Here is a 25,544-nt window from a genome sequence, read left to right as displayed (position 1 = left end):
TGGAAGAAGCATCTTAATTTAGAATAACTTTATTTAAAAACCCTGTCATTGAGAAAAGTCCTAAAATCGGCTATTTTGTGAAACCACTTTTTTAAGAGATACCTTTATTATTTAACAACTTATGTATTTCCTGCATTTGAAGGCTAAGAACGCAGGAGCAGCAATTATTTAATTTACTCTGCCAGGGATATTTATGATGAGACAAAAACCAGCGGATTTTTTCCCGCCCTCTTTTTCCATACGTTCTTTTTTTGTAGCTTTAAGCTCAGTAATTCTGGTTTCCACTACTGGATATGCCAAAGCTAATGAATTACCTTCCCCGTCAAAGCAAAAACCTTTAAGTTGGTTCCATCCTTTTGTTATTTTAACGGGTGGTGTCGCTGCAGCCAAGACAGGACATTCACAAACGATAACTAGGGAAGGGGATTTTACAATTTATCAATACACGTCTGATCATTCGCATTCAAATCGAATGTTATGGGGCGGATCCCTTGGTACCGAAATTCCGCTTGCTTCACAATGGGATTTACAGCTGGGTATTGGTTTTTACAGGCCTAATGATTTTTCAGGCAGTGGTATCTTGTTGCAAGGAATCGATGAGCAATCAACTGATGAGTTCGCCTATAATTATAAAGTAAAGACCAGCCAACTCTTTTTTGAGGGGAAATTATTACACTCTATTAAGGAAATTTTTCACCCCTACGTATCCCTTGGGTTGGGGGCTGCGTTCAATAAGGCTTCTGATTATGAAGTAGAGGTGCCGCCCTTCCTAACCTTTACCCCTGAGTTTGAGGATCATAACACCAGCAATTTTGCCTACAGCCTTGGCCTAGGTATGGATTTGGACCTGGGTAAACATTGGCGTTTAGGTATCGGGTATCGTTATGTGGGCTTGGGTGATGCGGATTTTGGTAGGGGAACCCTTGATGATCTGCCGTTCACCCCGACCCTGACATCAGGGCATCTTTACCTGCAGGAAGGTATTGTTCAAGTTAGTTATTTAATTTAGGAATTTACAAATGAAAAAGAATAAAAGGATGACCTCTTTCTTTCTGTTTATCGCGGCCACCTCGTTAAGTACTGTGAGCTATGGGGTTGCCTACAATGTGGTACCCAAGGCAGGAACTGTATTACCTACCCAACTGGTGACAGGAAATACTGCAACAGCATTATACACAATAACTAATAACACCCGACGTACCCTTCCAGGCGGTTTTGTTAAATACTTACCGCTCAATGTTACTCAAGTCGTCACCGATACAAAGTATCCTGATTTATGCGGCTTAAATTTTACATTGGCTGCAGGTGCCAGTTGTACGTTGAAACTTACGGTTTCTGGGGCAGTGAATCCACATGATCCGGATCCCAAACATCATATTTTTGTCTGTAGCCCTAATGTTCCTGCTTGTGCAGGAACAAACCAACCCCTGAATGTTAAAGCTTTGGAGGCTACAGTAAAAGGGAGAGTGCAAAGCGGCATTAACTCTGCAATCCCGCTTGTGAATGCTAATGTCACTATTTACAGCGTCAGTTCGACTTCTGCAATACCTATCGGTTCTGGTACTACGAATAGTTCCGGGCAATTTTATATTTATGTCCCTCCAGAACAAAGATCTAAAGCAAAGTCATTTTATGCAATCGCGCGATTGGGGAATAACACCAAATTGGCAACGATAATAGGTGGGACTCTTCTACCGGTTATCACCATTAACGAATTGACAACAGTAGGTGCGGCTTTCTCAATGGCACAATTTTTTAAGAACGGGGAAATTATTGGTTCGTCTTTGGGGTTAAAGATTGCCTCAGGGATGAATGATAATCTGGTTTCACCGGTTCTAGGTACTTTATCGCAAGTGATTAAAGCCTCGCCCAATGCTGATCAAACCAATACGATGCGCTCCCTCAACAATTTATCTAATTTGATTGCATCTTGTGTACGAAATTCGAGTGCTTGTACGTCGCTCTTCTCACTGACCAAAATCAATGGTTTTTCGCCTACCAATACCTTGGATGCATTGTTAAATATAGCCCATTATCCAACCAATAATTTAGCTGGTATTTTTATTCAATCAAATCTGCTTTCTCTTTATCAACCTACTTTAAAACTTAAACCTGATGCCTGGACTCTAGCGGTAAAATTTAATAATTCAGGCAGTCTGGCTGCACCTTTCGGCGGGCCTGCCAAAACAGTTTTTGATAAAAACGGTTATGCGTGGATAACGAATAATGTGATTCAAGGTACGCCCGATTCATCGCAATGGCTTATTGTTTTAAAGCCAAATGGCCAACCTGCGGATGGAATGAATGGAACTCCCACATCTCCCATTTTTGGCGGTGGCCTTTTAGGAAATGCGTTTGGAATTACTATTGATACAAGAGGGGATATATGGACAGGAAATTTCGGGTGGGGAAGTTGCGCTAACTGTTTACCTCCGGGAGGCGAGGGGAGTGTATCTCAGTTTTCCCCCACAGGTATCCCAATTTCAGGCTCCCTTGGCTATATTACAGCTTTATACAGGGTTCAAGGTACTGTTTCTGATAGGAATAACAATATTTGGATGGCCAGTTATGGTAATGACCGTATAGTCGTTTATTTAAATGGGGATCCAAATTCTGTAATATATTACCAGGAGCCTGCCAACAGTGGACCTTTCGAAATAGCTATTGCTCGAGATGGCTCTGCATGGGTGAGTAACAGCAAATCGGGTGCGGGTACAGGTTCTGTAATAAATAAATACATCATTTCTGGTAACCAACTAATAAAAACCCTGGACGTCCAGTTACCACCTGGTAGCTCTACCAGGGAAATTTCTTTAGATTCGCAAGGCAATGCCTGGGTAGCATCTACAGGAGATTCCACAATTTATAAAATTGACCCTAGCGGAAATTTTGTTGCTTACAATAATCGAGGGGGCATATCCGGTCCATGGGGGGTTACCGTAGACGGCGACGATAACATCTGGGTAGCCAATTTTGAGGGGAACGGCTTACCTCCTAAATATTCAATTTCTAAACTGTGCGGAATTAATACAGCCAAATGTCCTTCAGGACTAACTACCGGGGATGCCATATCTCCTTCCATAGGGTATACCTTACCAAGTGCCGGCAGTCAGGTTCTGCTCGCAGATGGTACTCCGCTTAATGGAGCAGGTGGACCTCCCAGTTTTAATCCTTTAATGCGCTTAACCCATGCTATTTCTGACCAGGCTGGAAATGTATGGTGTGCAAACAACTGGAAGCCGCTTCCTTATAGTAATAATTATTTTAATCCCGGTGGGGACGGGATGGTGGTATTTATAGGACTTGCTGCACCACCTAAAAATAGTTAATGCTTTTTCGAGGCCGTCAAATGGACAAGCGTAGGAATAACATTCTGCGCTTGTTTTTAGACAGTTCTTCTCCTTTATAGAAAATTACACCGTGGGAGAGGCGGGCTCCTTGTGGTTTTGCAGACAAGGTAAACTCATATGATGTACATAAATGATTTTCCTGAAAAGGAGAAATTCGAGAGCGGTGCTTAAGAGGAAAACTCCCCACTAAATTCTATTAGTGGGGAACACATGTTATTTACGAGAAGTTTGCCCACCTTTTTTACGATCTGCATCGCTTAAATGATGGCTAGTACCTGTGCTCTTACCAGGAGACGATATGCTGCCTTTTTTATTTAAATCTGATTTTTTTCCTGGATTGCTCGATTTATTTTTCATTTTAACCTCCTTATATTAATGAAATATAAATTTAATGAAGTATAGATAAGTATAGACCATTTTTTTCGAGTGTTTAATTCACGTAATTTGCACCCTATTAACACTTATACCTGAGCCCTTGGCCGGTTTGAAATTAAATGCCTTAGGTGAAGAAAAAATGGAGTTCTTCAACCCAGTTGCTATAGTTAACTTAACTGGTTTTTTTAGATTGAACTTCAAAATTCCTGTTTCTAATAAATAAAAGCGGCTTATGAATAAAGAGATAACCAGCTCTTTAATGTATGTAAAAAACATTCAGGGCATCCAGAGAAGAAAGCAGGGTAGGTCTTTTGTATATTATTCTCCTGCAGGAAAAAAAATAACCGATCCCAAGGTTTTAGAGCGTATAAAAACCCTGGCCATTCCCCCTGCCTACACCAAAGTATGGATTTGCCCTTACGAAAATGGTCATATTCAGGCTATGGGGCGCGACAGTAAAAACAGAAAACAATACATTTACCATCCCCTGTGGGTTAAACTGCGGGAAAATGTAAAATTTAGGTCTTTACTGGATTTTGGCCGCTCTCTTTCCTCTTTAAGAAAAAAGATAAATGAAGAAATAAAGAAACCCCCATCACTTGATAAAAATCAAATCATCTGCTCTGTCCTTTTTTTAGTCGATAATTATTCGGTCAGAATAGGAAATCAGGTCTATGCTAAAAAAAATAAAACTTTCGGGGTGACTACCCTTAGAAAAAAACACATGCAGCATAAAAAAAAATCAGTGACTTTTAAGTTTTTAGGTAAAAATAAGCATCTCTGGAATTTTGAAGTGGAAGAGAAAAATGTGGTGAAAATTCTGAAATGTTGTGGGCAAATCCCCGGATATGAAATCTTTAAATATTATAAGGAACATCAAGAACTTGGAGTGGTTACTTCCCAAGATGTCAATGAATATTTGTATGCTGTGACCCAGCATCATTTTACAGCAAAAGATTTCAGAACCTGGATTGCTACCCGGGAATTTTTTTCGCGCGCTTTAAAACTTCTGGAAATAAAAAATCTGCGCATGAAACATATTAAAAACAGTTTGTTGGAGGTTGCCAATCTCTTAGGCCATACTCCCACTATTTGCAAGGACAGTTATATTGCTCCCCAAATTTGGGAATGGCTCAATAATGGAAAATTGTTGCAATGGAAATATAAAAATAAAAAATTCATTCAAAATAAAAATTCGGAGGAGATACTGCTTCTTTGGTTAGAAACAGTCTATTCCTCCGCAAGTCAAAATGATAAATTTCCAAAGTATTCTTAAGGGCAATTAAATTGGTTGACTCCTTCCATCGCTACTTGAGTCAGCGTACTTTCAATGTTAGATCCGAACCAGTTCTTCTCCAATGTGTTTGACGGCGTCCAGTATGGCTTCAAGTTCTGCTGTTGTTTTTTTGACGAGATTGGAACTTAAATCAAGAAAAATGGGTTTGGTTTTTTTTTATTCCGAGATTATTTGGTCGGTTTGTTTATTTATTTAAAAGATTCAGGCGCATGAATAGTTTTCCTGTGTGAATAGGGTTTATTGAAAGCAATACTCATTGTCTTGGCAGGAGTTTAAAATAAAATCATTATTATTAAATTTTGCACATATTATCATTGTTTACGCACAGGGGCAGCCTGGAATACCTTGAAAACAATTAATTTTTAATCACAAATTAATTGAATGAACCTATACTTTTTATGTGGAATTAATGTAAATTTAAAAGTTATGAGAAAATTTAATTTAAAAATCAACACCCCAACTCATGCCAATTTAGCTCGTTTTTTGCAAGAAGAAGGATGGAAGCCAAGCAAGTTTTCTGCACTGGCCTCAGTCAATGAAAAATGGCTCCAGTTTTCAACCTTGGTTAGCAATACATTAGAATATAAACATCTTCTCGCGTCCTTTTTACAGGCAAATCATCTGGGATATTTAATGCCCGAAACCTTTTATATCGATGATCAGATTTGGCCCATTGTTCTAGACGATATTACACATTCCCCATATGCCCACTTGCCCTGGATATTAAAGCCATCGATGTTAAATAATGGACAGCATATTCATATCTTTCATGACTTAAACTCCATTGAATCTCATTTCCTTTCCCATCAGCGCATGGGCGGCCCTCAGGTTTTGCAACGCTATATCGTCAAACCGCAATTAATTCAGGGGCCTGAATTGGGTCATAAATTTTCTATTCGGGTATTGTTGGTTGTGTCCACACATATTGGCTCAGCACTATTTCCCAGCGGTTATTTGAATATTGCTTTGAAACCTTATCAGGAAAATAATTTCAATCAACTGGAAGCCCATCTCACCAATGAACATCTCAGTGATGAACGAATGAACGTAGTTCAACGGCTAAGTGATGAAATAGTGATTTTTCAGCAATACAAAATGGAAATTATTTCTACCTGTCAACTTTTATTAAAGGCATTGAAACAGCAATTTGTTCCTGTTTGGCAAGATAAGCAACCCCGTATTGCTTGTTTCGGCGTTGATTTTATGGTGGAAGCAAAAGGTAATAAGCTCTGGTTGTTGGAGGCGAACCATGGGCCTTGTTTTCCCGTCGATGATTCACATCCCTTATTTAATAGTTTGTATCGTCCTTTTTGGCAGCAATTAATCAAACGGTTTATTGATCTGGAACCTTCAATTTTTATCTCATTAGATTAAAAAATGAGAAATTTTTTTTAACATCCAAATCAAAAATTTACTTACACATGAGCAATGTCCCTTTTAAATTTTCATCAGTTTTTGCAACAGAATAATCCATTTTAAGATTGAAATTGATTGCTGTTGTTATTAAGATGTAAAAGAATCGACATACCGTTGATACGATTTTTTTTATTTTTCCCATTGTACTTAGTTATAAAGACTGCATTAGATTCTCTTCTAACATTTTGTGAGTATAGATTTTTATTTTCATTATTGTTACAGCGCGCATAGAAGATAATGAGATTTATTGTTCCGGGGGGCTAAATTGATTCATTGAGTTAATCAACCGAAACTTATTGCGAAAGGACTTATTTCTGAATAGATAAAAAATAATAAAAAGGAATTTTAATTATGTTTCATCGAGTTCATCATCCTAAAGCCCAGTATGCTAAAAGACTTAGTTGCAATTTGTTGGCCAATTCCTTTCAAGCTTTCTTGTAAATTCAAATCTATTTAAATCTAGAAAAAAGGAAGTTATCTTGTGTAAAATCTATAAACACCACGGGGTATTTTATTTTTTGTTGGTACTCCTTTTATTTTTTAAAAATGCATTTTCCAGGGAAGTGGATGATATTGAATTAAAAGTGACTCAATACATTGATAAGAGTTGGGATTTATTAACTCGGAAAGATTGGCTGCAATCGAGTTTTGATCCTAAATTATCAGTAGATGAACTTATAGTTTATTTACCTCCGGGAGAAAACCTCAAAGAAGTCGAAACAAAAAATCCAAAAATAGCAAACCATGTAAAATTCGCTTATTTATCTAAGGATGCTGTGCGGGTTAAAAAGCATGGGCTCCTTTATCTCCCTTATCCTTATGTAGTACCCGGAGGACGATTTAATGAGATGTATGCTTGGGATAGTTTTTTCATTGAGCTGGGACTGCTTGAAAATAAGCGGTTTAGTCTTGCCAGGAATATGGTGGACAATTTAATTTATGAAGTAATAAATTATGGGATGATTTTAAATGCCAACCGCACGTATTATCTGGGAAGAACCCAGCCTCCATTACTCACGGAAATGATATTGGCGTACTATGGTAAAGTCCCAGATAAGGATTGGTTAAAGTCTACATTGCCTGCAATTGAAAAAACTTACTGTTTGTGGACAACAGCACCGCATGCGATTCCGCATATTGGCTTATCCCGCTATTATTCAGGCGGGGAAGGGCGTACTCCTGAAGAATCTCCCTTGTATTACCAAAAAGTATTAAATTATTTTAAAACCCACGAGGTCTCGGATTATGATAAAAAGCTTTTTTATGACGGCACAAAAAATCGACTGACGAATTATTTTTTTATTGCCGACAGAACTATCAGGGAGTCTGGCTTTGATATTACTGCAAAATACGGACCATTTGGGGCAGGTATTCTGGATTATGCACCGGTAGATTTGAATGTTTTATTATACCAAATGGAATGTGACATAAAAAAAATACATGAACTATTAGGTAGTAATAAAGAAGCAAGCAAATGGCAGATGCGTGCACAAAGACGTGCGGACAATATAAATCGTTATTTATGGGATGAAGCGACAGGTTATTATCTGGATTACAACTTTAAAAAGAAAAAACGAAAGCATTATCCTTTTGCTACCACCTTTTATCCTTTATGGGCAGGAATAGCTTCCAAAGCCCAAGCTGCTGCCGTAGTGAAACATTTACCCGATTTACTCATGAAAGGCGGCATTGTAACAAGCACAAATGATTCGGGATTACAATGGGATGCACCTTTTGGTTGGGCTCCCTTGCAATACTTTGCAGCGATTGGCCTTGAGAAATATGGTTACGAGCAATATGCCATGGAAGTTGCCGCAAAGTTTATAAATACCGTAAATAGGGGATTTGAAAAGGATCAGGCTATATTCGAAAAATATGATGTGCATGCTATCAATACGCAAACTGATAATAAAATTAAGTACAGTTATAATACCAATGAGATTGGATTTGGTTGGACAAATGGCGTGTACCTGATCCTTTCAAAATATCTTAAAAAACATTGCGAAGTATGTTAAAGGAAAAAGATAAAGGTACTTTTAAAAACTCTAAAATCCGACTTGAACTTTCTGAAGGTAGCAGATGGATTACTGGATAAATCAATATCCCTGCGCCTTATTTTAAGGTATGTTTATTTAATAGAGTGATATCGGTAGAAACAATGACCATTTATTTTTTATTTGGTAAGACTGGCTCGGGAAAAAGTTATGTAGGCAGACTGCTCGAAAAGCAGAACATTCTCCATATTGATGGAGATAATCATATCACCCCAAGAATGTTAGACTGTTTAATTGAAGACGAACAAATGACTCCCGATATGATAGATGAATTTGTTGTTGTTCTGATTGATGTAATTAAAAACCAAAAAGAAAAAAATCCAACGCAGAGTTTCGTTATCTCCCAAGCGATGTATCTCGACAAACATCGGCTTAAGCTATTAAATGCCATACCTGATCTTAAATTTGTAATGATCGATGTTGCACCCAGGGTTCGCGAAAATTTCATTACCAGCCGCTTTCAAAATAAAGAAAGTAAAGTAAGTCCGCGATATGCCAAAGAAATGGATAAATTTTTTGAGACTCCTTCCCACGAAATAATTCTGTTGCAAAATAATCAGCAAGCAGATGAACTTCTGCTCCAACAAATCCAAGAAAAAATGCCAGCCCTTTTTAGTCATGTAGTGGAAAATGAATTAGATTCACATCTACAACTGGACTTCTATTAAATCCAGTTGTTGAAGGGGGATGAACCGGCCTTGGACTTGATATCCATGCAGTTGTTCCTAATATATTTGCTAAATAAGCCTGTTTTTATGTAGGAGAGGTTTTCGATTTTCCTAAATAATTAAAACCTTAGATCCGGGATTTGCTTTGACCCATTGAGCTACATATTCAATATAACTATTTTTGCCAACAGCAATACATCCACGCGTTGAATTGGGTAAATTGTTTAACCAACTTATTAGCCCAGAGTTTTGAGTTGGTCCATGGATACCTACATCTCGCCCAGTATACCCTGCCGCCCGTTGCTTGCTGGTTGGATAAAGAATTGGAATAAAGACTTTAAATTGACTGGATTTTCGAGGATAGGCTAATCCATATAAACCAATGGGGGTCTTATTATCCCCCGCCTTCTTTTTACCGACGCCTCTATATCCGAGAGCTACTTTAAAGGATTTGACTACTGTTCCCTTTTTACAAATATTTAAAACTCGCTTTGCAGTATGTACATTGATTCCGTTTGCTAAAGGACAAGTCCCACTAGCAAATAAAGCGACGGGGAAAAAAATAGAGAACATCAAAATAAATGCTTTAATTTTCATATAAGTAAACTAAATTTGCCAAAAATGGTCAATAATTATTCCATAATATTGGGTTTATGCATAGGGCAACAGGTTAAATTTTTACCACATACCTTGCGTGCAAAAATACAATTCGAGCTAACCTATTGTTTTAAAGAGGATTATTTTTAGGTTCCTATGACATTGATATATTAATTTGTCCACTTGCACTGGGGCTAATTAGAGCAAATAAATCCTTTTAAGGGACAATCCTGGCTTTATTAACGAGACCTGAACGCAGCCGGTCCTATAAAAACGATTGTGCAGTTTTATCCTATAACCAGGTATACTATTAGTGGAATACACAGGGAGGTTATATGACTTTTAATTTTAAGGATTTTTAAAAGACAAAGGTTGCCCCCTTTCCAAATAACGGTTTACCTGGAAAGAAATGGCAGTAATGCCGATTAGTAACCTTGATGAGCATTTACCCGAGTTCTAATTATTTTAATGAATGGTTTGGAGCTCGATGCCCTGTGTTGATGTCATCTCATGTTTTAACGCTCTCATCAATTAGCGGCAACAGCTGAGACCTCATAATGATTCAAAGTTAAATGTTCTTTCCCCTTTATACCCATAACCGGAGTATTTTTTAGGGATTACATGTATCACAATATTGAGGATCTGCTGATTCCAAACCGTCGTTTCGAGGACGGGTGCTGCGATAATCGCATTGGATGCAGCCCCATATTTCTTGCTGGTATAAGGAAGTTACAGAGCCACATTCCTTGCAAGCAAGACGACCGGAGCGTTCTTTAAACCCAAAACCAGGAGTACAACAACTAGGACAACAACATAGGATTCGCTCGACTAACTTTTGAGCGAGAACAGAAATTGCAGACATCCTTGTTGGGTTCATCATGGCTCTCATATCCGTTGCAAGTAGGAGCTCCTTAGTTTGTTTAAACCCAAGATGCAAGGCATTCTCGAGCGTCTTGATGTCTTTAATCCCTTTCGCAACAACGGTTTTGTCGCTGTCAATTTGCAGGGTTACTGCATGCTCGGGAAAACCTGCCTTTTCTAAAAAATCGTTGAGCTCTGTTTGAGGGGTTATGGTCATCACGCGGTAATTTGTTTTGGGCGTAATATATTGCTCTGCAATAATCCAATTGTTTTTGCGATCTAAAAACACCATAATTTCATGGTCACTGGGAATAAATGGAAACGCGGGATGAGGGCCAAAACTTCCCTCGCTCGCAATTGCCAGGTCGTACCCATAATGTTCTGCAGCGCGTCTTGCTTTTAAAACACAGGTATCATAGGCACTTAATGTCCTTGCTATTTCACCAGTAAATGTACCAAATTGGTCGGTATCAAATTCGTGCACATCAAGTGTGCACGAGAGTCTATCAAAAAATACACTGGAAATAGCCTTTTCTTTCTCATGTTTTGAAGCAAGTAAAATCGCTTTATTCTGATAATGCATGCTTAGGCTCCTGTGATTGAGTGAAAATAATCCATTCGCGCCACACTCACATCGGAGACAAACATAACCCCCGAATTCTGTTTAAATAAGGTTTTCATTCCTAAAGCGAGGGTTGCAATTACCTCTTCTGGAGCGACGGCTAGAAACATAATGAGTGAAGCCCTGTCATTGAATAATATTTTTCCTTCATGAAATCCATTATGGCCTTTACCTGAGATGTTTCTCAATAAAGTAAACCCTGTGACTTGCGCTTCTTCCATCATCGAGGTCACCAGCTGCTCATGCTCGCCAGAAACTATGATTTCTATTTTTTTCATGGGATGCAGGTTAATGCCAATATCTTTTCGTTCTTGAACTTTAATTACTTTCATTTTTTTCTCCACGTTTTAGTTGGCTAAAATCCAATTGCCTGTTTCATTCAGTTTGTAGGCTAAACCATTACTCGGATCAATGAGGACTAGATGAACCCATTGATTCAAAAACAAAGTTTTTAAAATCGCTTGCCGTTGGATGATGTTGGAAACGACTTCTTGTGGTGCGTAAACTAAAGCGAGCAAGCGTTGTGGCTGATGGTAAGGGCTTTCATCACTGCTCATCACGGACTGTAGGGGTAAGCCATGCATTAAATCGCTGCCATTACCTTGCATGATGCCAATTTTCCCTGTGACATTATGGGTGATCTTACTGCCGCTTCCGTAGGCAACATTATCAAGGGTTGAAAACAAATACTGGGTATTAATCCATTGGGCAACCACCATGGGTGCAGTAAGAATCGTTTCAAGGTAGGTTCCTTCAGGGTCTTGTTGCCAATCGTAAGAATGCAAGAAACATCGACCATCAAGATTGATGTTTTTGGTTAGTGTGCGTGGGGCAACAATAAAAGCAGCATTGCGGGCAAGACCCCATTCAGGTCGTGTTTCAGACCAATCCTGACTTCTTCGCCGAATGTCTTTTGCTGCATTCGTTGAGTTTAATTTTCGACATCTTTCTAAATTATTGTTGCTCCTTGCCTCTTCTAAATCCGCAAGTAACTGGTTTAACAGAGTGGGATAAATTACTTTGCTTGTTTTAAGATTATAAATTTCAATGGTGTCGGTAGTGGTATTGTGAAGCGCACCATAAAATACTGTGTCTAGAGGAATATGAATGCCTTTATCCTCTAAAGCTCTTCGTACATCTGTTTTATTAAGAATCGCGGCTAATAATTTAGCATTCATACCCCCATGATTCCCGCCACAGGCACCACAATCCAGAGCTGAAGCATAAGGATTATTTGCTGTAGTACTTCCATGGCCGCAAAGAATGATGAGTTTTGCAAAATCTGAAGTGAGCCCCATGAGTCTTAATACAGTTTCTGCATAGTCAATCTGCTCGCTTAGGGCAATTCCATGTGCCAAATCGGTCTCATCTAATTCAAATGAAGGTTCTGTTTGGATTTTCGGGGTAAAGTAATGGTTTAAAGTTTTACTGGTTTGCCTGGTAAAACTTGGAGCAAGTGATTGAAATAACATCTTCAAGCCACACCAGGCGCCAAGGGTTTCAGCTAAGGCAAAAGGTGTTGCAACATTATATTTTAATTCTTGATAGATTTTGCTTAGGCTGGATTTTATTTCTCTCCCTTGCTGGTATTTTTCTATGGAACTCGCATTTGCAGCACTTGGTTTTTCATCAATACGATAACGTGGCTTCAATAATACAGGGCAGCAATCTTTCATTTTACCACTCTCAAATTCCTGTACGCGGATAGGTAAACCAAAAAAGCCTGCAAATCCTAGAGTTTGATAATTGCCTAATTTTTCTATGGCCCGTCGGATGGGTTCGGAGCGTACATCAATACAAAATACCAGTTGTGCCTCGGCTCTTTGGGTCCTGACTGCCAATCTCTTGACCTCAGGCAAAATTGTTTGTAGCAATGCCTGTTCATAATTTTTTTCATTTTCTTTTAAGTGCTCAAGAACTTCTTGAACCAAAGAACCATCTTCTTCGTTTTTTTTTTCTTGGGCTGCTTCGGGACATAGCAAACAGGTAATCACCAGGCGGACCGCAAGAAAATCAGTTAATGTAACTGGTTGTTTGTCTCCTGCCGTTGAATTTTGCCAGTGAGTTTTCCATTTAACAAAACCAGCCCAACCGGGTAAATGGAGGAAGGTTTGGGTGATGAATTCTTCTGCTTTTTCTTTAGGTACCTGAAGTTTTTTCAGGCAAAGAGTAATCGCTTCTTCAGCAGATTCAGGGAGGTTCAATAACCACTGTTTTACTTCTTTTTTATTCTGATGAAGCGTTTTATCAAAACTAGCTAATTTTAAGAATCCAAAATAAAATCCTTTGTCACGATGCGGCATTTCTATAACCCCTTGTCCTGCATCGAAAAAACCTCCACACCATTTAATCATGTGCAAATTAACATTTTCTAAAGCACGATTGCGTGGAAATTCTTTTCTTCGAAACCCGCCTTTTGCTATGGCTTGCTCAAAAGTTTCTGCCTCAAATCCTTGGAGAGGATTACACGCTATAAAAGTTTCTAGCGGCCAAACGGGGGCAATCTTTTTGGCGGCATTGTCCACCAATGCCCGCACTTCAAGTCTCGTGTTCAGGGCTTTGACTGAAGTATTTGTGTTTTTAGAGAGATCTTGTATTTTTTCTTCGTTTACTATTTCTCTTGCTGTACTCATGTTCACTCCTCAGGATAATTAGTATTTGTAATCAGATCGAAATGCGGTGAGAGTTTTTGCGGAAGGCTGGCTTTGGTTGAATAAATTCATATAGAGCCAGCACCAGAAATTGGACTCTTTTATTCTTTCCAGTACTCCAAGGTTAAGCAGAAGCCAGGGCAATATGAAAAGAACTAAAGTACTCAGATGCAGCATCGATAATTTAGGTAAGTAAAGCGGGATCAGATTAGGAAGCAGCGTTTCAATCAGGTGTATACTTGCACCATAAATCAAACCGGTTAAGGAACTCGCCAATAATCCGATTATTATATTTTTGATAGACAAATGAGTGTTGATCAGCGTCAACATCAGTTGAGTTCCTGCAATGAATGCAAATGCCAGTAAGAAGGTGGTTGCTTGTAGAGATAAAACAGGCTTATTGGTCATGAATGCAAAAACAAGCATCCCCAAAAAACCGCTAATACTTGCAATTAAGAAAAGGAGAGGAGGGTATCCATCGACTTTGAGTTTGTTACTTCGTTGCGCAATGACTGAACCTGAGCTTAAAAACAAATATGCCTTAAATAAACCATGCCAACACAAGTGAGCAACAGCAGCAGCAAAAAGTCCCAAACCACATTGCATCATCATAAATCCCATTTGCGCCAGTGTGGAACAGGCAAGCATTCTTTTGATGTCATACTGCATGAGCTTCCAAAATGTTCCTAAAAAAGCTGAAACAGCGCCAAGAACAAAGATAACCATGAGGAAACTAGTGGACGCTGCAAAGAGAGGCGCAAACTTTACAATAAGGATTCCACCGCCATTCACAAGACCTGCATGCATCAGAGCAGAAACAGGAGTGGGCGAGTTTAAAGAGCTCATAAGCCAGCGATGAAAGGGCCAAATGGCGGACTGAGTTAATGCGGTGAGCGTTATCAAAGCCATGGTTGCCGCAAAAACAGGTGAATTGATAAATTCTTTTACGTTTAAAGCTTGAATAGAGGCAGTTTGAGTATTTAACCCGATTAAAGTAAAGGCTGCCAGTAAACTGAGACTTCCCACCAATAAGGTATTTAGCGTGAGCCAACCTGAGTTTTTGGCTGCAATCCATTCTTTTTTGTGAACCATCAATGTAATAAGGAAAAGGTTGCTTAACGACCAAGAAAACCAAAATAGAAAGAGGTTATCTGCAAGAACCATGATCACAGCACTCAACGTAATGGCTGCCAAATTTAAAAAATAACGTGAATAGAGCCGGTCGCCCTCCATGTACTTTAGGGAAAATCGATGAACGATAAAGCTCACCAATAAAATCAGACTACATAATAACAAACTTAGGGTGTTAAAACTCAGAAGCACATAAGTCACAGGTTTTTTTGATAAGCTCAAATAACTGAGTAAACCAATACTGATTATCAATCCAAAACCAATAAATCGACTTGCCCAAGAAGCCGCAGAGACAGCTCGTCTCTTGATGCTGCAACAGTTTATGAGCAGAGCAAGAGTTGGACATACCAGAAGCGCACCATAGAAAAAAATTATTGTCTTATTCACAGTATTCCTCATTAGAAATTGTTTTGTTACAATGAGAATATATAAGATAAACTAATATAAGTGAAATTAATAATTTTTATGATTTTAATTAGGAATTCTAATGAGTCTTGATACAGTAACCTTGCAATGCTTTTTGGCGGTCGCAGAAACGCAGAGTTTTACCAAAGCAGCACTTCGAGTAGGGCGCACCCAATCTGCGATTAGTCAGCAGATTGCAAAACTCGAACAGCTGATTGAAAAACCATTAATTCTTCGTGGCCGTGAGTTATCTTTGACTCCTGATGGAGAGATTTTTTTAGGGTATGCAAAGAGAATTTATGAACTTCATCGTGAATCCCTGGATCGATTTAAAGCGCCAGAGCTGCATGGGGAGCTTCGTTTTGGTTTGCCTGAGGATTTTGCTTCAATGATTTTATCCGATGTGTTAGTGGAGTTTTCACGCCTTCATCCGCGGGTGATGCTCAATGTTGAATGTGAGCTAACTCTTAATTTAATTGAGCGCTTCGATAAAGGTGACTTTGATTTGATTTTAATCAAAACCAACCAGAGAAATCAAATTGCTGAGGGTGTAAATGTTTGGAATGAAACAGTTGATTGGGTGGGTAAGAGGGAACTGCTGACCCATTTCAACAAAAAATCCCCCATCCCTCTAGTCCTTTCCCCGACTCCGTGCGTTTATCGCGGTAATGTGATTGATTGTTTAGACAAGCACCACTTAAACTGGCGTCTGGCATTTAGCAGCCCCAGTTATGCTGTGAAAATGGCTGCTGTACGCGCAGGATTAGGAATTACTGCAATACAACGGAGCATGATCCCAAATGATCTTGACCGCCTTGATGAGGATTTTTTACCTAAGTTGAGTGATATTCATGTATCCTTGTTAAAAAGAGAAAAACACAATAAGGCTATTGAGTCGCTTGAGTTTTTTATCCTGAAAAAATTAAAACACTGATGTTCTTAAAAAAGAAAGGGACTAGGAAACATGAATTCGATTAAGGATGTTTTAGATAAACCCACACTTTTATCCATTGCACTCATTAGTTTGGTAGCCAGTCTATTAACTTTGAGCATTCCAATTGCAGCACAAACATTAATTAACCTGATTGCCTTTGGAAAACTGCTGCAGCCAGTAGTTACTTTAAGCTTTATAGTGCTGATTTTAATGTTGGCACTGGGCGCATTAAATATATGGCAAACGATCATCTTGGAGGTAATTCAGCAAAAACTGATGGTGAAGATAAGTCTAAATCTCACAAAACAATTCACCAATCTCTCTTTGGAAAATTTCTCAATACACAATGGGCCGGAGTTGGTTAATCGTTTCTTTGAGGTAGTAACCATCAATAAATCACTTTCGAGCCTTTTAATGTATGGTGTTAATTTAGGACTTCAACTTTTTTTTGGATTATTACTTCTTCTCTTTTACCATCCATTATTCCTCATCTTTGATGGGTTTATAATCCTCAGCATCCTATTGATAGTTTTCATTCCCTACCGTAAAGGTCTCGCCAGCGCAAAAGAAGAGTGTGCTCAGAAGCATCAGGTAGGCTCCTGGCTCGAGGAGCTTTTAACCAATCGGTTTCTGTTTCGGTTTAGCAAGTGTAGTCATTATGCTACGTTCCAATCAGATAAGCGATTAGTTTCCTTTTTACATATAAGGAATACTCATTTTAGGCAGCTGATAAAGCATCAAATTGGATTTTATGTGCTTTCTGCGCTATCCAGTTGTCTTCTTTTAGGACTAGGCGGGTATCTCGTTATTAAAAATCAACTCAGTTTAGGCCAGTTGGTGGCTGCTGAAATTGTCCTGGGTGCATTGATTTATGCATTTAAGCGCTTTGGCGTACTTCTAGAAAATTATTACGATTTAATTGCCTCAGAAAGTAAGATTGACACAGTGCTTAATTTATCAGTAGAGGAAATTAAAACGGACCTTAATGCTCTATTTTTGCCGATGAAAACGATAGAAATTAAATTTCCAAATCAGATGCTGGCAACTGCCGCTTTGGAAAAACCTCTGTTTATTTATTCCCAAGATGCAGAAAGTTGCAAAACTTTTTCTGAGTCGTTTCTGGGGTTTGGAAAAAAATATTCCATGGACATTTTAGTGAATCGAAGTTTGTGTAATGAAGCACATCGGGCAGCACTTCGTCAATTCAGTTTATTGTTGCAAAAACCTGAGTGTTTTGCCGGAAGTATTTATGATAATTTGGTACTCAACCATAAGAATACACCTCTAAAAATAATTATTGAGCATTTAAAATATTTCGGGCTTTCTGAAAAAATAATGCAGCAGCCTCAGGGGCTAAAGACGATTATCTATGATTGGCAAAGTGAGTTTACAGAACTTGAGCTTATTGCCCTTATGATTATTCGTGCGGTCTTGCTCCAACCGCAGTTAATCATAATTGACAGGATGTTTGATGGATTAGAGAAAGAAAAAAGCGAACTCTTCATCGCCCCATTGCTTAACTTAAAAAATACGATTTTGATTTTTGTTACTCAAAATCAGGAGTTTAAAAAAATGACAAACCATGTGGGGCTTTTATGAAATTACATGCTTATTCAATGATAAAAAAACTACCCCAGCCTCAAAGAATAGCAAAAATTATTTTTATTATTGCCTTGGTTATCACTCTATTTTTAGCGTTTACGCCATGGCAACAGTTTGCACTTGGCAACGGCAAAGTGATTGCATTTTCTCCGACCGAGAGGCTTCATACAGTGAATTCTCCAATCAATGGGCGAATCAAAAAATGGTATGTCGATGAGGGGATGAGTGTAAAAGCAGGAGATCCCTTAGTTGATATTACTGACAACGATCCCAAGTTATTGACACGATTAGAGTTAGAAAAAAAAGCAATTGCCCTGCGAATAGAGGCAGCAGAACAATCGATTGTGGCGGGGAAATCTAATCTTGAGCGCCAAAAAAGATTGTATCAACAGGGTATTAATTCAAAGCGTCAATATGAATTGGCACAAATTGAATATTCCAAATACCAAAGCGAGTTAGCGCAAGCAAATATTGACATGGTGGATATTGACGTTCGTATCGCCCGCCAGCAATCACAACTTATAAAAGCACATGTAGCAGGAGTAATTTTTAAACGATTGACAGGGCAGGAGAGTGTGGTAGTTAAAGCTGGCGATGTTTTGGCACAAATCATTCCCCAGACTCAATCACGAGCTGTGGAACTTTGGATCGACGGCAATGATATTCCTTTTGTTCGAATCCATCAAAAAGCTCGATTGCAGTTTGAAGGATGGCCTGCGATCCAATTTAGGGGCTGGCCTTCAATTGCTGTAGGAACTTTTGGGGGTACTGTTTCATTTATAGATCCTACAGACAATGGTACGGGATTATTTAGGGCAGTCATTGTTCCAGATGAGCCTTGGCCACAACCACAATTTTTAAGACAAGGCGTACGGGTACATGGATGGGTTCAATTAGGGGAAGTGCCATTATGGTATGAACTGTGGCGTCAATTTAATGGTTTTCCGCCCGAAAGTACTTCAGAGAAGACTCAGAAATGAAGGGATATTGTACTTGTATGAGATTTAAGAATCAGTTTATTTTAGGATTATGTTATTTACTCCTTTCTTCCGTATGTAGTGCAAGTGAGACAGATAAATTAACTTTGCATAAGGTATTGCATAGAGTAAATCTTTATTATCCAAAAATTAAAATTGCACGTTTGGAAATTACCAAAGCTCAAGGTACTCATTTGAGTGCGTTGGGAAAGTTTGACCCTTCTCTTGATGCAAGCACCCGATCACAACCTGCCGGTGGCTATATTAACAATTATGGCGATACCCAGCTGACTGTTCCTACCCTTTATAATGGAGTCAAATTATTTGCTGGTTATCGAAATGGGAATGGAAATTGGCCCATTTATTATCAAAATTACTTAACCAATTCAGGCGGGGAATATCGAGCAGGACTTTCACTGCCTTTGCTTCGGGATCGATTAATTGATAAGGAGCGCACCAATTTATTAACTACCGCGGAGTCGATTGAAATGAAAATACACGATGCGGAAGCGGTAAAAATTAAAATTTATCAGGAAACAATCAAAGCCTATTGGCAATGGGTTGAAGCGGGATGGCAATTAAAAACATTCAGACACCTGCTGGAATTGGCCAAAAAGCGACAACATGCTATTGAGCAGCAGGCAAATCAAGGTGACCTTCCGAAACTTGCGATTACTGAAAATTTGCAACAAATAGTCCAGAGGGAGCAATTACTCAACCAGGGGAGAATGATATTTGAACAGGCTGGAATTAATTTATCATTGTACTATCGGGATGCACAAGGAAATCCTCTAATCCCAACCGAAAGTAATCTTCCTTCGCAGGTGTTAAATAATCCAAGACAGTTGTCCCCAGGTTTATCGCAGTTAACACAACATCCCTCCCTTAAGAGACTTCAAAATTATTCAAGAATCATCAGGCTTAAGCGAGATTTAGCACAAAATGAGTTGTTGCCTAATTTGGATGCTACCGCATACACGTTTAAACAAAATGGGACTGGAGGATATCCTTTGCTCATCCCTGAAGCAGCGTTTGTAGGAGTTTCTTTCAAATTTCCTGTACTTCGAAGAGAAGCAAAAGGTAATTTAATTCGTACTCAAAGTGAGCTGTATCAGATAAGAGCGGAAAAAAAGTTGCTGTATGATCAGCTTAAGAATGAACTTACTAATCTTTATATTGGGATAAGAAGAATCCAGCAGCAGGTAGCTTTCCTAAAAAAGGAATACCATTTGGCGCTTAAGGTGCAACACGGAGAGACACAAAAATTTCATGCGGGGGATAGTACATTGTTCCTGGTGAATCAAAGAGAGCAGGTGACTACTCAGGTGCAGCTTAATTGGATAAATGCCCAGGTACAACAGGAGGAATTAAAAGATCTAGTGCGTTTCTTTTCCTCTACTGAACTTGGAAAGTGAGATAAATCAGGATGAATGCATGCCAATAGCAGTTATTATTCTTTTTATAGTTTTAGTTGCTATTGCTTTGCGACGTCTAATCAAGATGATCATCCCAATTTGGGCAATTATGGCAATTGGTGCCCTGGCATCCGTTGTATTTCAACAAATATCCCCCTTTCATGCACTCACTGCAATCGAACCCGAAGTCATGTTTTATTTATCTGGTGTATTCTTGATTTGCCAGGCAACTGAGGAAAGTGGTTATTTGGAGCGCATAACTGATGGAATTTTTTTTCATGCGACAACGGGAAAACATGCTTTATTGATTATTATTTTTGTCCTTGGTTTCAGTGCCGCTTTATTGATGAATGATACTATCGCCATTGTGGGTACCCCCATTATTTTACAATTATGTAAATCACAAAAACACATGGTAAAACCCTTACTTTTTGCTTTAGCATGTTCAATTACTATTGGTAGTGTTGTAAGCCCAATAGGCAATCCCCAAAATTTACTTATTGCCGTAAATGGGGGTTTATCATTTCTTAATTTTATTAATCCATTGATAATCCCGACACTAATTAATTTAATTATCGCTTATTTCTATCTTTATCTTATTTACAGGCATCACTTAAACAAGCCTATTGAAAAACCAAACGCTGGCGCGATTAACCATTATCCAACAGTAATGCTTGTCAGAATAAGTTTGCTTATTATGTTATTTTTAGTAGCTGCTAAAATAACAACTGATATGATGCACACATCGCTGCGCATTAACTTTAGTTATATTGCTCTCATTGCTGCCTTACCGGTTTTATTAAGCAATCAGCGATGGACACTGTTAAAAAAGTTGGATTGGGGGACGCTTATTTTTTTCGCAAGTACGTTCATACTCACACAAAGTGTATGGGATAGTGGTTTTTTTCAAGAAACCATAACTCATTTCCACTTAACTGTAACCCAAATCCCCGTCATTCTTGTTATCAGTATTATCCTGAGTCAATTTATCTCGAACGTTCCTTTAGTAGCTTTATACTTGCCTTTATTAATCAATCATCATGCAATGGATCCGCAGTATCTTGCGTTAGCAGCAGGTAGCACCATTGCAGGCAACTTTTCAATCCTAGGGGCTGCAAGCAATGTCATTATCATTCAAAATATGGAGAAGCGGGGAGTGAAAGGATTTGGATTCCTTGAATTTATAAAAATAGGTGCCCCCCTGGCTTTAATGAATGTTTTAATCTATACCTGTTTTCTTTACAGCTGAATCATAAAAAGCCCTACACAGTTTTAGTTACGTATAGTCCAAATTTGGTCCATAGGCACAGCAAAATGCCTTTTGTATGAGGCGTTAAAAAATTATCTTCCTTGCCCAAGTAAGTTTTTTGTTCGGCAATGGTCACTTTGTATACATATTATTTTTTTCTTTGTATAATTATTACAAAAATTTACTTAAATGATACATTTGAAGAGGTAATCCTAGAAATGAGTCATTATTTATATATCCCTTTTAGAAAGAAAGAAGTGCCGCCAAATTATAAAAAAATCATCGAAGAATGGTTGTCATTAGAAGAAAGGCAAGAGAGCAAAATTACAGTCTGTTATTACGGTGAAAAAAAATTAAAACAATTACCCTTAAACAGCAAAATTTCTGTGATATTTCCGGGCAAGCCTGGCAAAAAATCCCCCCTTCATGGAATTGAGGCTGTGGCAACTGAAACGTTAAGATTTTTTGAAAATTTGTCCTTGCACTTAAGGGTCACTGATGAGAGCAAAAATTCAATCTTGATTCCCGAAGTAGCCGATAAAATGCAAGAGGATGGTTTGCTTGATGCGTTTGATGGCCGACTCCAGATTAAACTTATTTATCTTGATGCAAACGCAAAAGAAGCATCTATAATGACCAGTTCATTTTTAAACTCACTCAAAAAGTACAAAGAACATGAGAGAGGGGCAATTAAACTTCAATTCCTCTCCAATAATCCAACAACAAATGCAAATTTGGATCAAACTCATAAAACCAAAAAAACTAAATTAGAGTCATTCAGAGAACAAGCTGAGCAGGGTAGGCACTGTATTTATAACCTCAAAGAGCATTATCCTAAACTTTCACTTGGTGAAGTGGCTCATGTAATTAGAGATTACTATCAGTATAAATCGTCAAGATGCTGTGGTTTATCGGGTTTGCTCAGTTTAAATTGGCTCTTTTCAAGTACTGAAAGTAAGGAAGCCATTAATTATCTCAGTAATGATCAAATCTCTGATGTCGATAGATTTGCTTATGCTTCCCGCTTCCTAAAACGCTACAAGGAAAATCATTTAACACAGATTCTTGCACCCGTACTTGAAAAAGCATTAATACAACACGAATCAAATTGGGAAACTGAACTTCACTCTCGTGCATTACAGTTTGAGCTTTGAGATTTTTGTTATTTAGAGTACTGAATAAAGAGATGTTAGGGTGTAGCATCAGATAAATTAATTTTTACTGAAATTATCGATTGAATTTGCAGCGAAAATGGATGCATGCTGTAAAGTTTCTTGCATCTCTATTAAATTTTTAGAGAAGTTGTTAAATTAGAAGATTACCTATTGCGTGAGATTTGAATGACTGTTGCACTAGTCTGGTTTCGATACGATTTAAGATTAAACGATAATCCTGCATTTATCGAGGCTTGCTCACATCATCAGTTTGTGATTCCTCTGTACATTTATGATGGAAAAAATAGTGTTTCAGGAGAGGCCCAGGACTGGTGGCTTCACCATAGCCTTACGTCCCTTAGCGAATCTTTAGCGCAACTTGGATTGAATCTCATTCTTCGCAAGGGCGATCCCTTTGAGATCATTTCAGATTTGGTTAAGAAACTTTCCGTGAGTTCAGTCTATTGGAATCGCTGTTATGAGCCAGCTGCTATTTCACGTGATAAAAAGATTAAAGCAGCTTTGTTGGAGCGGGGAATTGAAGTACAAAGTTCAAATGGAAGTTTGTTGCATGAACCTTGGACGATTAAAAATAAAAACGGCGATTACTTCAAAGTGTTTACTCCCTACTGGAAACACTGCAAACAACATCTCAATATTCAACCGTCTATGTATTTGGAGAATCGTCCAGCTGGAATTGAAGTGCAAAGTGAAGTACTTAAGGATTGGAAATTATTACCCGCCATTAACTGGGCCGCACAATTTAGTGAGTATTGGACCCCAGGAGAGGCTGGGGCGCAACAAAAACTTCATGAGTTTATCGAGCATCATCTTAATGATTATAAAAAAAATCGAGATTTTCCTATAAAAAATGCGACTTCGCGCTTATCACCTCACTTGCATTTTGGCGAAATCAGCCCCTGGACAATTTTAAGGGCAATAGAGCTTGCAAAGCTTAACCCAAATTGTGATTTATCCTCAGCTGATCATTTCCTTTCAGAATTGGGGTGGAGGGAGTTTTCAGTATATCTTCTTTATCATTTCCCCAAACTTCCTTATGAAAATTTCCGAAGTGAATTTGATGCGTTCCCCTGGCATAATGATAAAGAATTACTAGCCCGCTGGCAAAATGGCTTAACCGGCTACCCAATAATTGATGCAGGAATGAGGGAATTATGGGCAACGGGCTACATGCATAACCGTGTCCGTATGATTGTTGCTTCATTTCTAACAAAGGGGCTGTTGATTGATTGGCGTTTAGGTGCTGATTGGTTTTTAGATACCCTTGTTGATGCAGATTTAGCAAATAATAGTGCGAGTTGGCAATGGGTGGCAGGATGTGGTGCAGATGCAGCACCTTATTTTCGTATTTTCAACCCAGTACTCCAAAGTCAAAAATTTGATCCGGATGGACATTATATTCGTCATTGGGTTTCAGAACTTTCTCATTTGCAAAGTCAATACATCCATGCACCTTGGGAATCTGCTGATTCTGAGCGCATTTATTTAACTACTCATTATCCCAAGCCGATTATCAATCATCATGAGGCAAGAACAAGAGCGCTAAAATATTACAATCAGTTAAAAAAGAAGTAAAAAATAAAAAGGAATAACATCATATCGGTACACTTTCCTTTTTTTTCGCGAGGATTGATATAAATATGGAGAGAAGATTTTGAGCAAACAAAATGTGATTAAACTGATTATTTGGATTTTATGTTTTCAGTTGATAGGATTTTTTTTAGGAATAATGACACAGGCAAACATCCCGTCCTGGTATAATGGTCTTCATAAATCAACTTTAACTCCACCCGGATGGGTTTTTTCTCTCGTTTGGTCACTGTTATATGCACTTCTTGCGATTGTTGGATTCATGTTATGGCAAAATCGCAGCAAGCCCCAAATTAAAACGATACTTAATCTCTATCTAGTACAACTCATCATGAATTGGGCATGGACCCCTCTGTTCTTTCATCTGCATTGGATAGGATTCAGTTTTTTATGGATATTATTGATGATTGGCTTGAATGCACTCATTATCCTAAAGGTTAAAAATATTGAGAGAGTGGTCGGGTTGCTCTTAACCCCCTATTTTTTGTGGCTCATTTTCGCCAGTTACCTTAATGGGGTAATATGGTTTCTTAATTCACAGGTCTAGAGACGCCCTGAATCTAAATATGCGAAAACTTCTTGTACTTTATTATGAATGCCTTCTTTTTTGTCAGGATCCATCTTTTGCCAATTCATATAAGCATAGTGAAGCCGAGGATTATCTTTGAGTTTCTCTTCATGTTGTTTAAGAAAGTTCCAGTACAATGAATTAAAGGGGCAGGCTTTTTCTCCCAGTAAATCATTCGGGTTATAAGCGCACGATTTACAAAAATTACTCATGCGCTGGATGTATTTTCCACTGGCAGCATAGGGTTTGCTTGCCATCAAACCACCATCGGCATAAAGCGCCATGCCTAAAGTATTAGGAAGTTCTACCCACTCATAGGCATCTGCATAAACAGCAAGATACCAGTCACAAACTTGTTGCGGATTTATGCCTGCAAGTAAGGCAAAATTCCCGGTTATCATGAGTCGTTGAATATGATGCGAATAAGCCTCTACCGAAGTTTGGCGCACTACTTCCTTAACACAAAACATTTTAGTATCCGCTCCCCAGAAAAGGGCAGGTAAGTCTCTTGTTGCATGAAAGTGATTCATTTCTTTGTAAGCAGGCATAAAATGCCAATAAATACCGTGATGTGGTTCAATTGATTTAGACACTCCAGTTAAGAGAT

General features: G+C 38.5%; 21 protein-coding genes. 14 read left to right on the top strand and 7 right to left on the bottom strand.

Features of this window, described 5'->3' with window-relative positions; genetic code table 11:
- Positions 1-193 precede the first annotated feature (193 nt).
- The gene (locus tag KYQ_RS10770; RefSeq protein WP_019350064.1) at positions 194-1,009 is read left to right on the top strand and encodes an outer membrane protein; all 816 of its coding nucleotides are present in this window, start codon (positions 194-196) and stop codon (positions 1,007-1,009) included.
- Positions 1,010-1,019: 10 nt separating this feature from the next.
- Complete coding sequence (locus KYQ_RS10765; protein WP_010654277.1) at positions 1,020-3,329, top strand: NHL repeat-containing protein; 2,310 nt, start codon at positions 1,020-1,022, stop codon at positions 3,327-3,329.
- Positions 3,330-3,563: 234 nt separating this feature from the next.
- Here KYQ_RS10765 and KYQ_RS19155 read toward each other — a convergent pair whose 3' ends face one another.
- A complete protein-coding gene (locus KYQ_RS19155) occupies positions 3,564-3,707 on the bottom strand; it encodes a hypothetical protein (protein ID WP_019350063.1) in 144 nt (47 codons plus the stop codon).
- Positions 3,708-3,957: 250 nt separating this feature from the next.
- On the opposite strand from KYQ_RS19155, the gene KYQ_RS10750 reads away from it, so the two are divergent.
- The 4 genes from KYQ_RS10750 to KYQ_RS10735 all read left to right on the top strand — a co-directional run bounded on the left by KYQ_RS10750 (position 3,958) and on the right by KYQ_RS10735 (position 9,160).
- Positions 3,958-5,001: a DNA topoisomerase IB gene (locus tag KYQ_RS10750; RefSeq protein ID WP_231294544.1), complete on the top strand. Its 1,044-nt coding sequence runs from the start codon at positions 3,958-3,960 to the stop codon at positions 4,999-5,001.
- A 447-nt stretch (positions 5,002-5,448) separates the two neighbouring features.
- Positions 5,449-6,396 carry an ATP-grasp domain-containing protein gene (locus KYQ_RS10745; protein ID WP_010654274.1) on the top strand — a complete coding sequence of 316 codons (948 nt, stop codon included), beginning with the start codon at positions 5,449-5,451 and terminating at the stop codon, positions 6,394-6,396.
- A 521-nt stretch (positions 6,397-6,917) separates the two neighbouring features.
- On the top strand, positions 6,918-8,453 hold the full coding sequence (locus KYQ_RS10740) for a trehalase family glycosidase (protein ID WP_010654273.1): 1,536 nt from the start codon (positions 6,918-6,920) through the stop codon (positions 8,451-8,453).
- A 143-nt stretch (positions 8,454-8,596) separates the two neighbouring features.
- Positions 8,597-9,160, top strand: a complete 564-nt coding sequence (locus tag KYQ_RS10735) for a hypothetical protein (RefSeq protein ID WP_010654272.1) — start codon at positions 8,597-8,599, stop codon at positions 9,158-9,160.
- 111 nt (positions 9,161-9,271) lie between these two features.
- Here the strand turns inward: KYQ_RS10735 and KYQ_RS10730 are convergent, their stop codons facing one another.
- The 5 genes from KYQ_RS10730 to KYQ_RS10710 form a co-directional block, all read right to left on the bottom strand.
- The gene (locus KYQ_RS10730) at positions 9,272-9,757 is read right to left on the bottom strand and encodes a L,D-transpeptidase family protein (protein WP_010654271.1); all 486 of its coding nucleotides are present in this window, start codon (positions 9,755-9,757) and stop codon (positions 9,272-9,274) included.
- Between the two features lie 610 nt (positions 9,758-10,367).
- Positions 10,368-11,201, bottom strand: a complete 834-nt coding sequence (locus tag KYQ_RS10725) for a DUF6671 family protein (RefSeq protein ID WP_010654270.1) — start codon at positions 11,199-11,201, stop codon at positions 10,368-10,370.
- A 2-nt stretch (positions 11,202-11,203) separates the two neighbouring features.
- Positions 11,204-11,572: a P-II family nitrogen regulator gene (locus KYQ_RS10720; RefSeq protein ID WP_010654269.1), complete on the bottom strand. Its 369-nt coding sequence runs from the start codon at positions 11,570-11,572 to the stop codon at positions 11,204-11,206.
- A gap of 15 nt (positions 11,573-11,587) precedes the next feature.
- Complete coding sequence (locus tag KYQ_RS10715; protein WP_010654268.1) at positions 11,588-13,873, bottom strand: DUF2309 domain-containing protein; 2,286 nt, start codon at positions 13,871-13,873, stop codon at positions 11,588-11,590.
- A gap of 18 nt (positions 13,874-13,891) precedes the next feature.
- Positions 13,892-15,421, bottom strand: a complete 1,530-nt coding sequence (locus KYQ_RS10710; RefSeq protein WP_409365747.1) for a proton-conducting transporter transmembrane domain-containing protein — start codon at positions 15,419-15,421, stop codon at positions 13,892-13,894.
- 88 nt (positions 15,422-15,509) lie between these two features.
- Between KYQ_RS10710 and KYQ_RS10705 the strand changes: the two genes are divergently transcribed.
- The 8 genes from KYQ_RS10705 to KYQ_RS10670 all read left to right on the top strand — a co-directional run bounded on the left by KYQ_RS10705 (position 15,510) and on the right by KYQ_RS10670 (position 24,916).
- Positions 15,510-16,361, top strand: coding sequence for a LysR substrate-binding domain-containing protein (locus KYQ_RS10705; protein WP_010654266.1), 852 nt, complete (start codon positions 15,510-15,512; stop codon positions 16,359-16,361).
- Positions 16,362-16,391: 30 nt separating this feature from the next.
- Positions 16,392-17,960: an ABC transporter transmembrane domain-containing protein gene (locus tag KYQ_RS10700; RefSeq protein ID WP_010654265.1), complete on the top strand. Its 1,569-nt coding sequence runs from the start codon at positions 16,392-16,394 to the stop codon at positions 17,958-17,960.
- Positions 17,957-18,943, top strand: coding sequence for an HlyD family secretion protein (locus KYQ_RS10695; protein WP_010654264.1), 987 nt, complete (start codon positions 17,957-17,959; stop codon positions 18,941-18,943). Before KYQ_RS10700 ends, KYQ_RS10695 begins: the two co-directional genes overlap by 4 nt.
- A 17-nt stretch (positions 18,944-18,960) precedes the next feature.
- Positions 18,961-20,355: a TolC family protein gene (locus tag KYQ_RS10690; RefSeq protein WP_010654263.1), complete on the top strand. Its 1,395-nt coding sequence runs from the start codon at positions 18,961-18,963 to the stop codon at positions 20,353-20,355.
- Between the two features lie 19 nt (positions 20,356-20,374).
- A complete protein-coding gene (locus KYQ_RS10685) occupies positions 20,375-21,604 on the top strand; it encodes an anion transporter (protein ID WP_010654262.1) in 1,230 nt (409 codons plus the stop codon).
- A 128-nt stretch (positions 21,605-21,732) separates the two neighbouring features.
- Complete coding sequence (locus KYQ_RS10680) at positions 21,733-22,758, top strand: hypothetical protein (protein WP_010654261.1); 1,026 nt, start codon at positions 21,733-21,735, stop codon at positions 22,756-22,758.
- Between the two features lie 186 nt (positions 22,759-22,944).
- Positions 22,945-24,354 (top strand): cryptochrome/photolyase family protein, encoded by a 1,410-nt coding sequence (locus tag KYQ_RS10675; protein ID WP_010654260.1) that lies wholly within the window; start codon positions 22,945-22,947, stop codon positions 24,352-24,354.
- A 79-nt stretch (positions 24,355-24,433) separates the two neighbouring features.
- A complete protein-coding gene (locus KYQ_RS10670) occupies positions 24,434-24,916 on the top strand; it encodes a TspO/MBR family protein (RefSeq protein WP_010654259.1) in 483 nt (160 codons plus the stop codon).
- Here the strand turns inward: KYQ_RS10670 and KYQ_RS10665 are convergent.
- Positions 24,913-25,544, bottom strand: a 632-nt coding sequence (locus KYQ_RS10665) for a cryptochrome/photolyase family protein (RefSeq protein WP_489886121.1), incomplete at its 5' end; no start/stop codon positions are given. The two genes, KYQ_RS10670 and KYQ_RS10665, sit on opposite strands and share 4 nt — an antisense overlap.

Origin of the sequence: Fluoribacter dumoffii NY 23, assembly GCF_000236165.1 — a bacterium.
Lineage (GTDB): Bacteria > Pseudomonadota > Gammaproteobacteria > Legionellales > Legionellaceae > Legionella > Legionella dumoffii.
The sequence above is the reverse complement of the archived record's forward strand: the minus strand, read 5'-3'. Positions and strand labels throughout refer to the sequence as shown.

Excerpts from the sequence above, each read along its gene's own strand:
- KYQ_RS10710 (WP_409365747.1), bottom strand. The coding sequence starts at position 15,421 with ATGAGGAATACTGTGAATAAGACAATAATTTTTTTCTATGGTGCGCTT.
- KYQ_RS10690 (WP_010654263.1), top strand. The coding sequence starts at position 18,961 with ATGAGATTTAAGAATCAGTTTATTTTAGGATTATGTTATTTACTCCTT.
- KYQ_RS10770 (WP_019350064.1), top strand. The coding sequence starts at position 194 with ATGATGAGACAAAAACCAGCGGATTTTTTCCCGCCCTCTTTTTCCATA.
- KYQ_RS10715 (WP_010654268.1), bottom strand. The coding sequence starts at position 13,873 with ATGAGTACAGCAAGAGAAATAGTAAACGAAGAAAAAATACAAGATCTC.
- KYQ_RS10765 (WP_010654277.1), top strand. The coding sequence starts at position 1,020 with ATGAAAAAGAATAAAAGGATGACCTCTTTCTTTCTGTTTATCGCGGCC.
- KYQ_RS10745 (WP_010654274.1), top strand. The coding sequence starts at position 5,449 with ATGAGAAAATTTAATTTAAAAATCAACACCCCAACTCATGCCAATTTA.
- KYQ_RS10725 (WP_010654270.1), bottom strand. The coding sequence starts at position 11,201 with ATGCATTATCAGAATAAAGCGATTTTACTTGCTTCAAAACATGAGAAA.
- KYQ_RS10730 (WP_010654271.1), bottom strand. The coding sequence starts at position 9,757 with ATGAAAATTAAAGCATTTATTTTGATGTTCTCTATTTTTTTCCCCGTC.
- KYQ_RS10675 (WP_010654260.1), top strand. The coding sequence starts at position 22,945 with ATGACTGTTGCACTAGTCTGGTTTCGATACGATTTAAGATTAAACGAT.
- KYQ_RS10720 (WP_010654269.1), bottom strand. The coding sequence starts at position 11,572 with ATGAAAGTAATTAAAGTTCAAGAACGAAAAGATATTGGCATTAACCTG.
- KYQ_RS10750 (WP_231294544.1), top strand. The coding sequence starts at position 3,958 with ATGAATAAAGAGATAACCAGCTCTTTAATGTATGTAAAAAACATTCAG.
- KYQ_RS10680 (WP_010654261.1), top strand. The coding sequence starts at position 21,733 with ATGGTCACTTTGTATACATATTATTTTTTTCTTTGTATAATTATTACA.
- KYQ_RS10695 (WP_010654264.1), top strand. The coding sequence starts at position 17,957 with ATGAAATTACATGCTTATTCAATGATAAAAAAACTACCCCAGCCTCAA.
- KYQ_RS10735 (WP_010654272.1), top strand. The coding sequence starts at position 8,597 with ATGACCATTTATTTTTTATTTGGTAAGACTGGCTCGGGAAAAAGTTAT.
- KYQ_RS10700 (WP_010654265.1), top strand. The coding sequence starts at position 16,392 with ATGAATTCGATTAAGGATGTTTTAGATAAACCCACACTTTTATCCATT.
- KYQ_RS19155 (WP_019350063.1), bottom strand. The coding sequence starts at position 3,707 with ATGAAAAATAAATCGAGCAATCCAGGAAAAAAATCAGATTTAAATAAA.
- KYQ_RS10685 (WP_010654262.1), top strand. The coding sequence starts at position 20,375 with ATGCCAATAGCAGTTATTATTCTTTTTATAGTTTTAGTTGCTATTGCT.
- KYQ_RS10705 (WP_010654266.1), top strand. The coding sequence starts at position 15,510 with ATGAGTCTTGATACAGTAACCTTGCAATGCTTTTTGGCGGTCGCAGAA.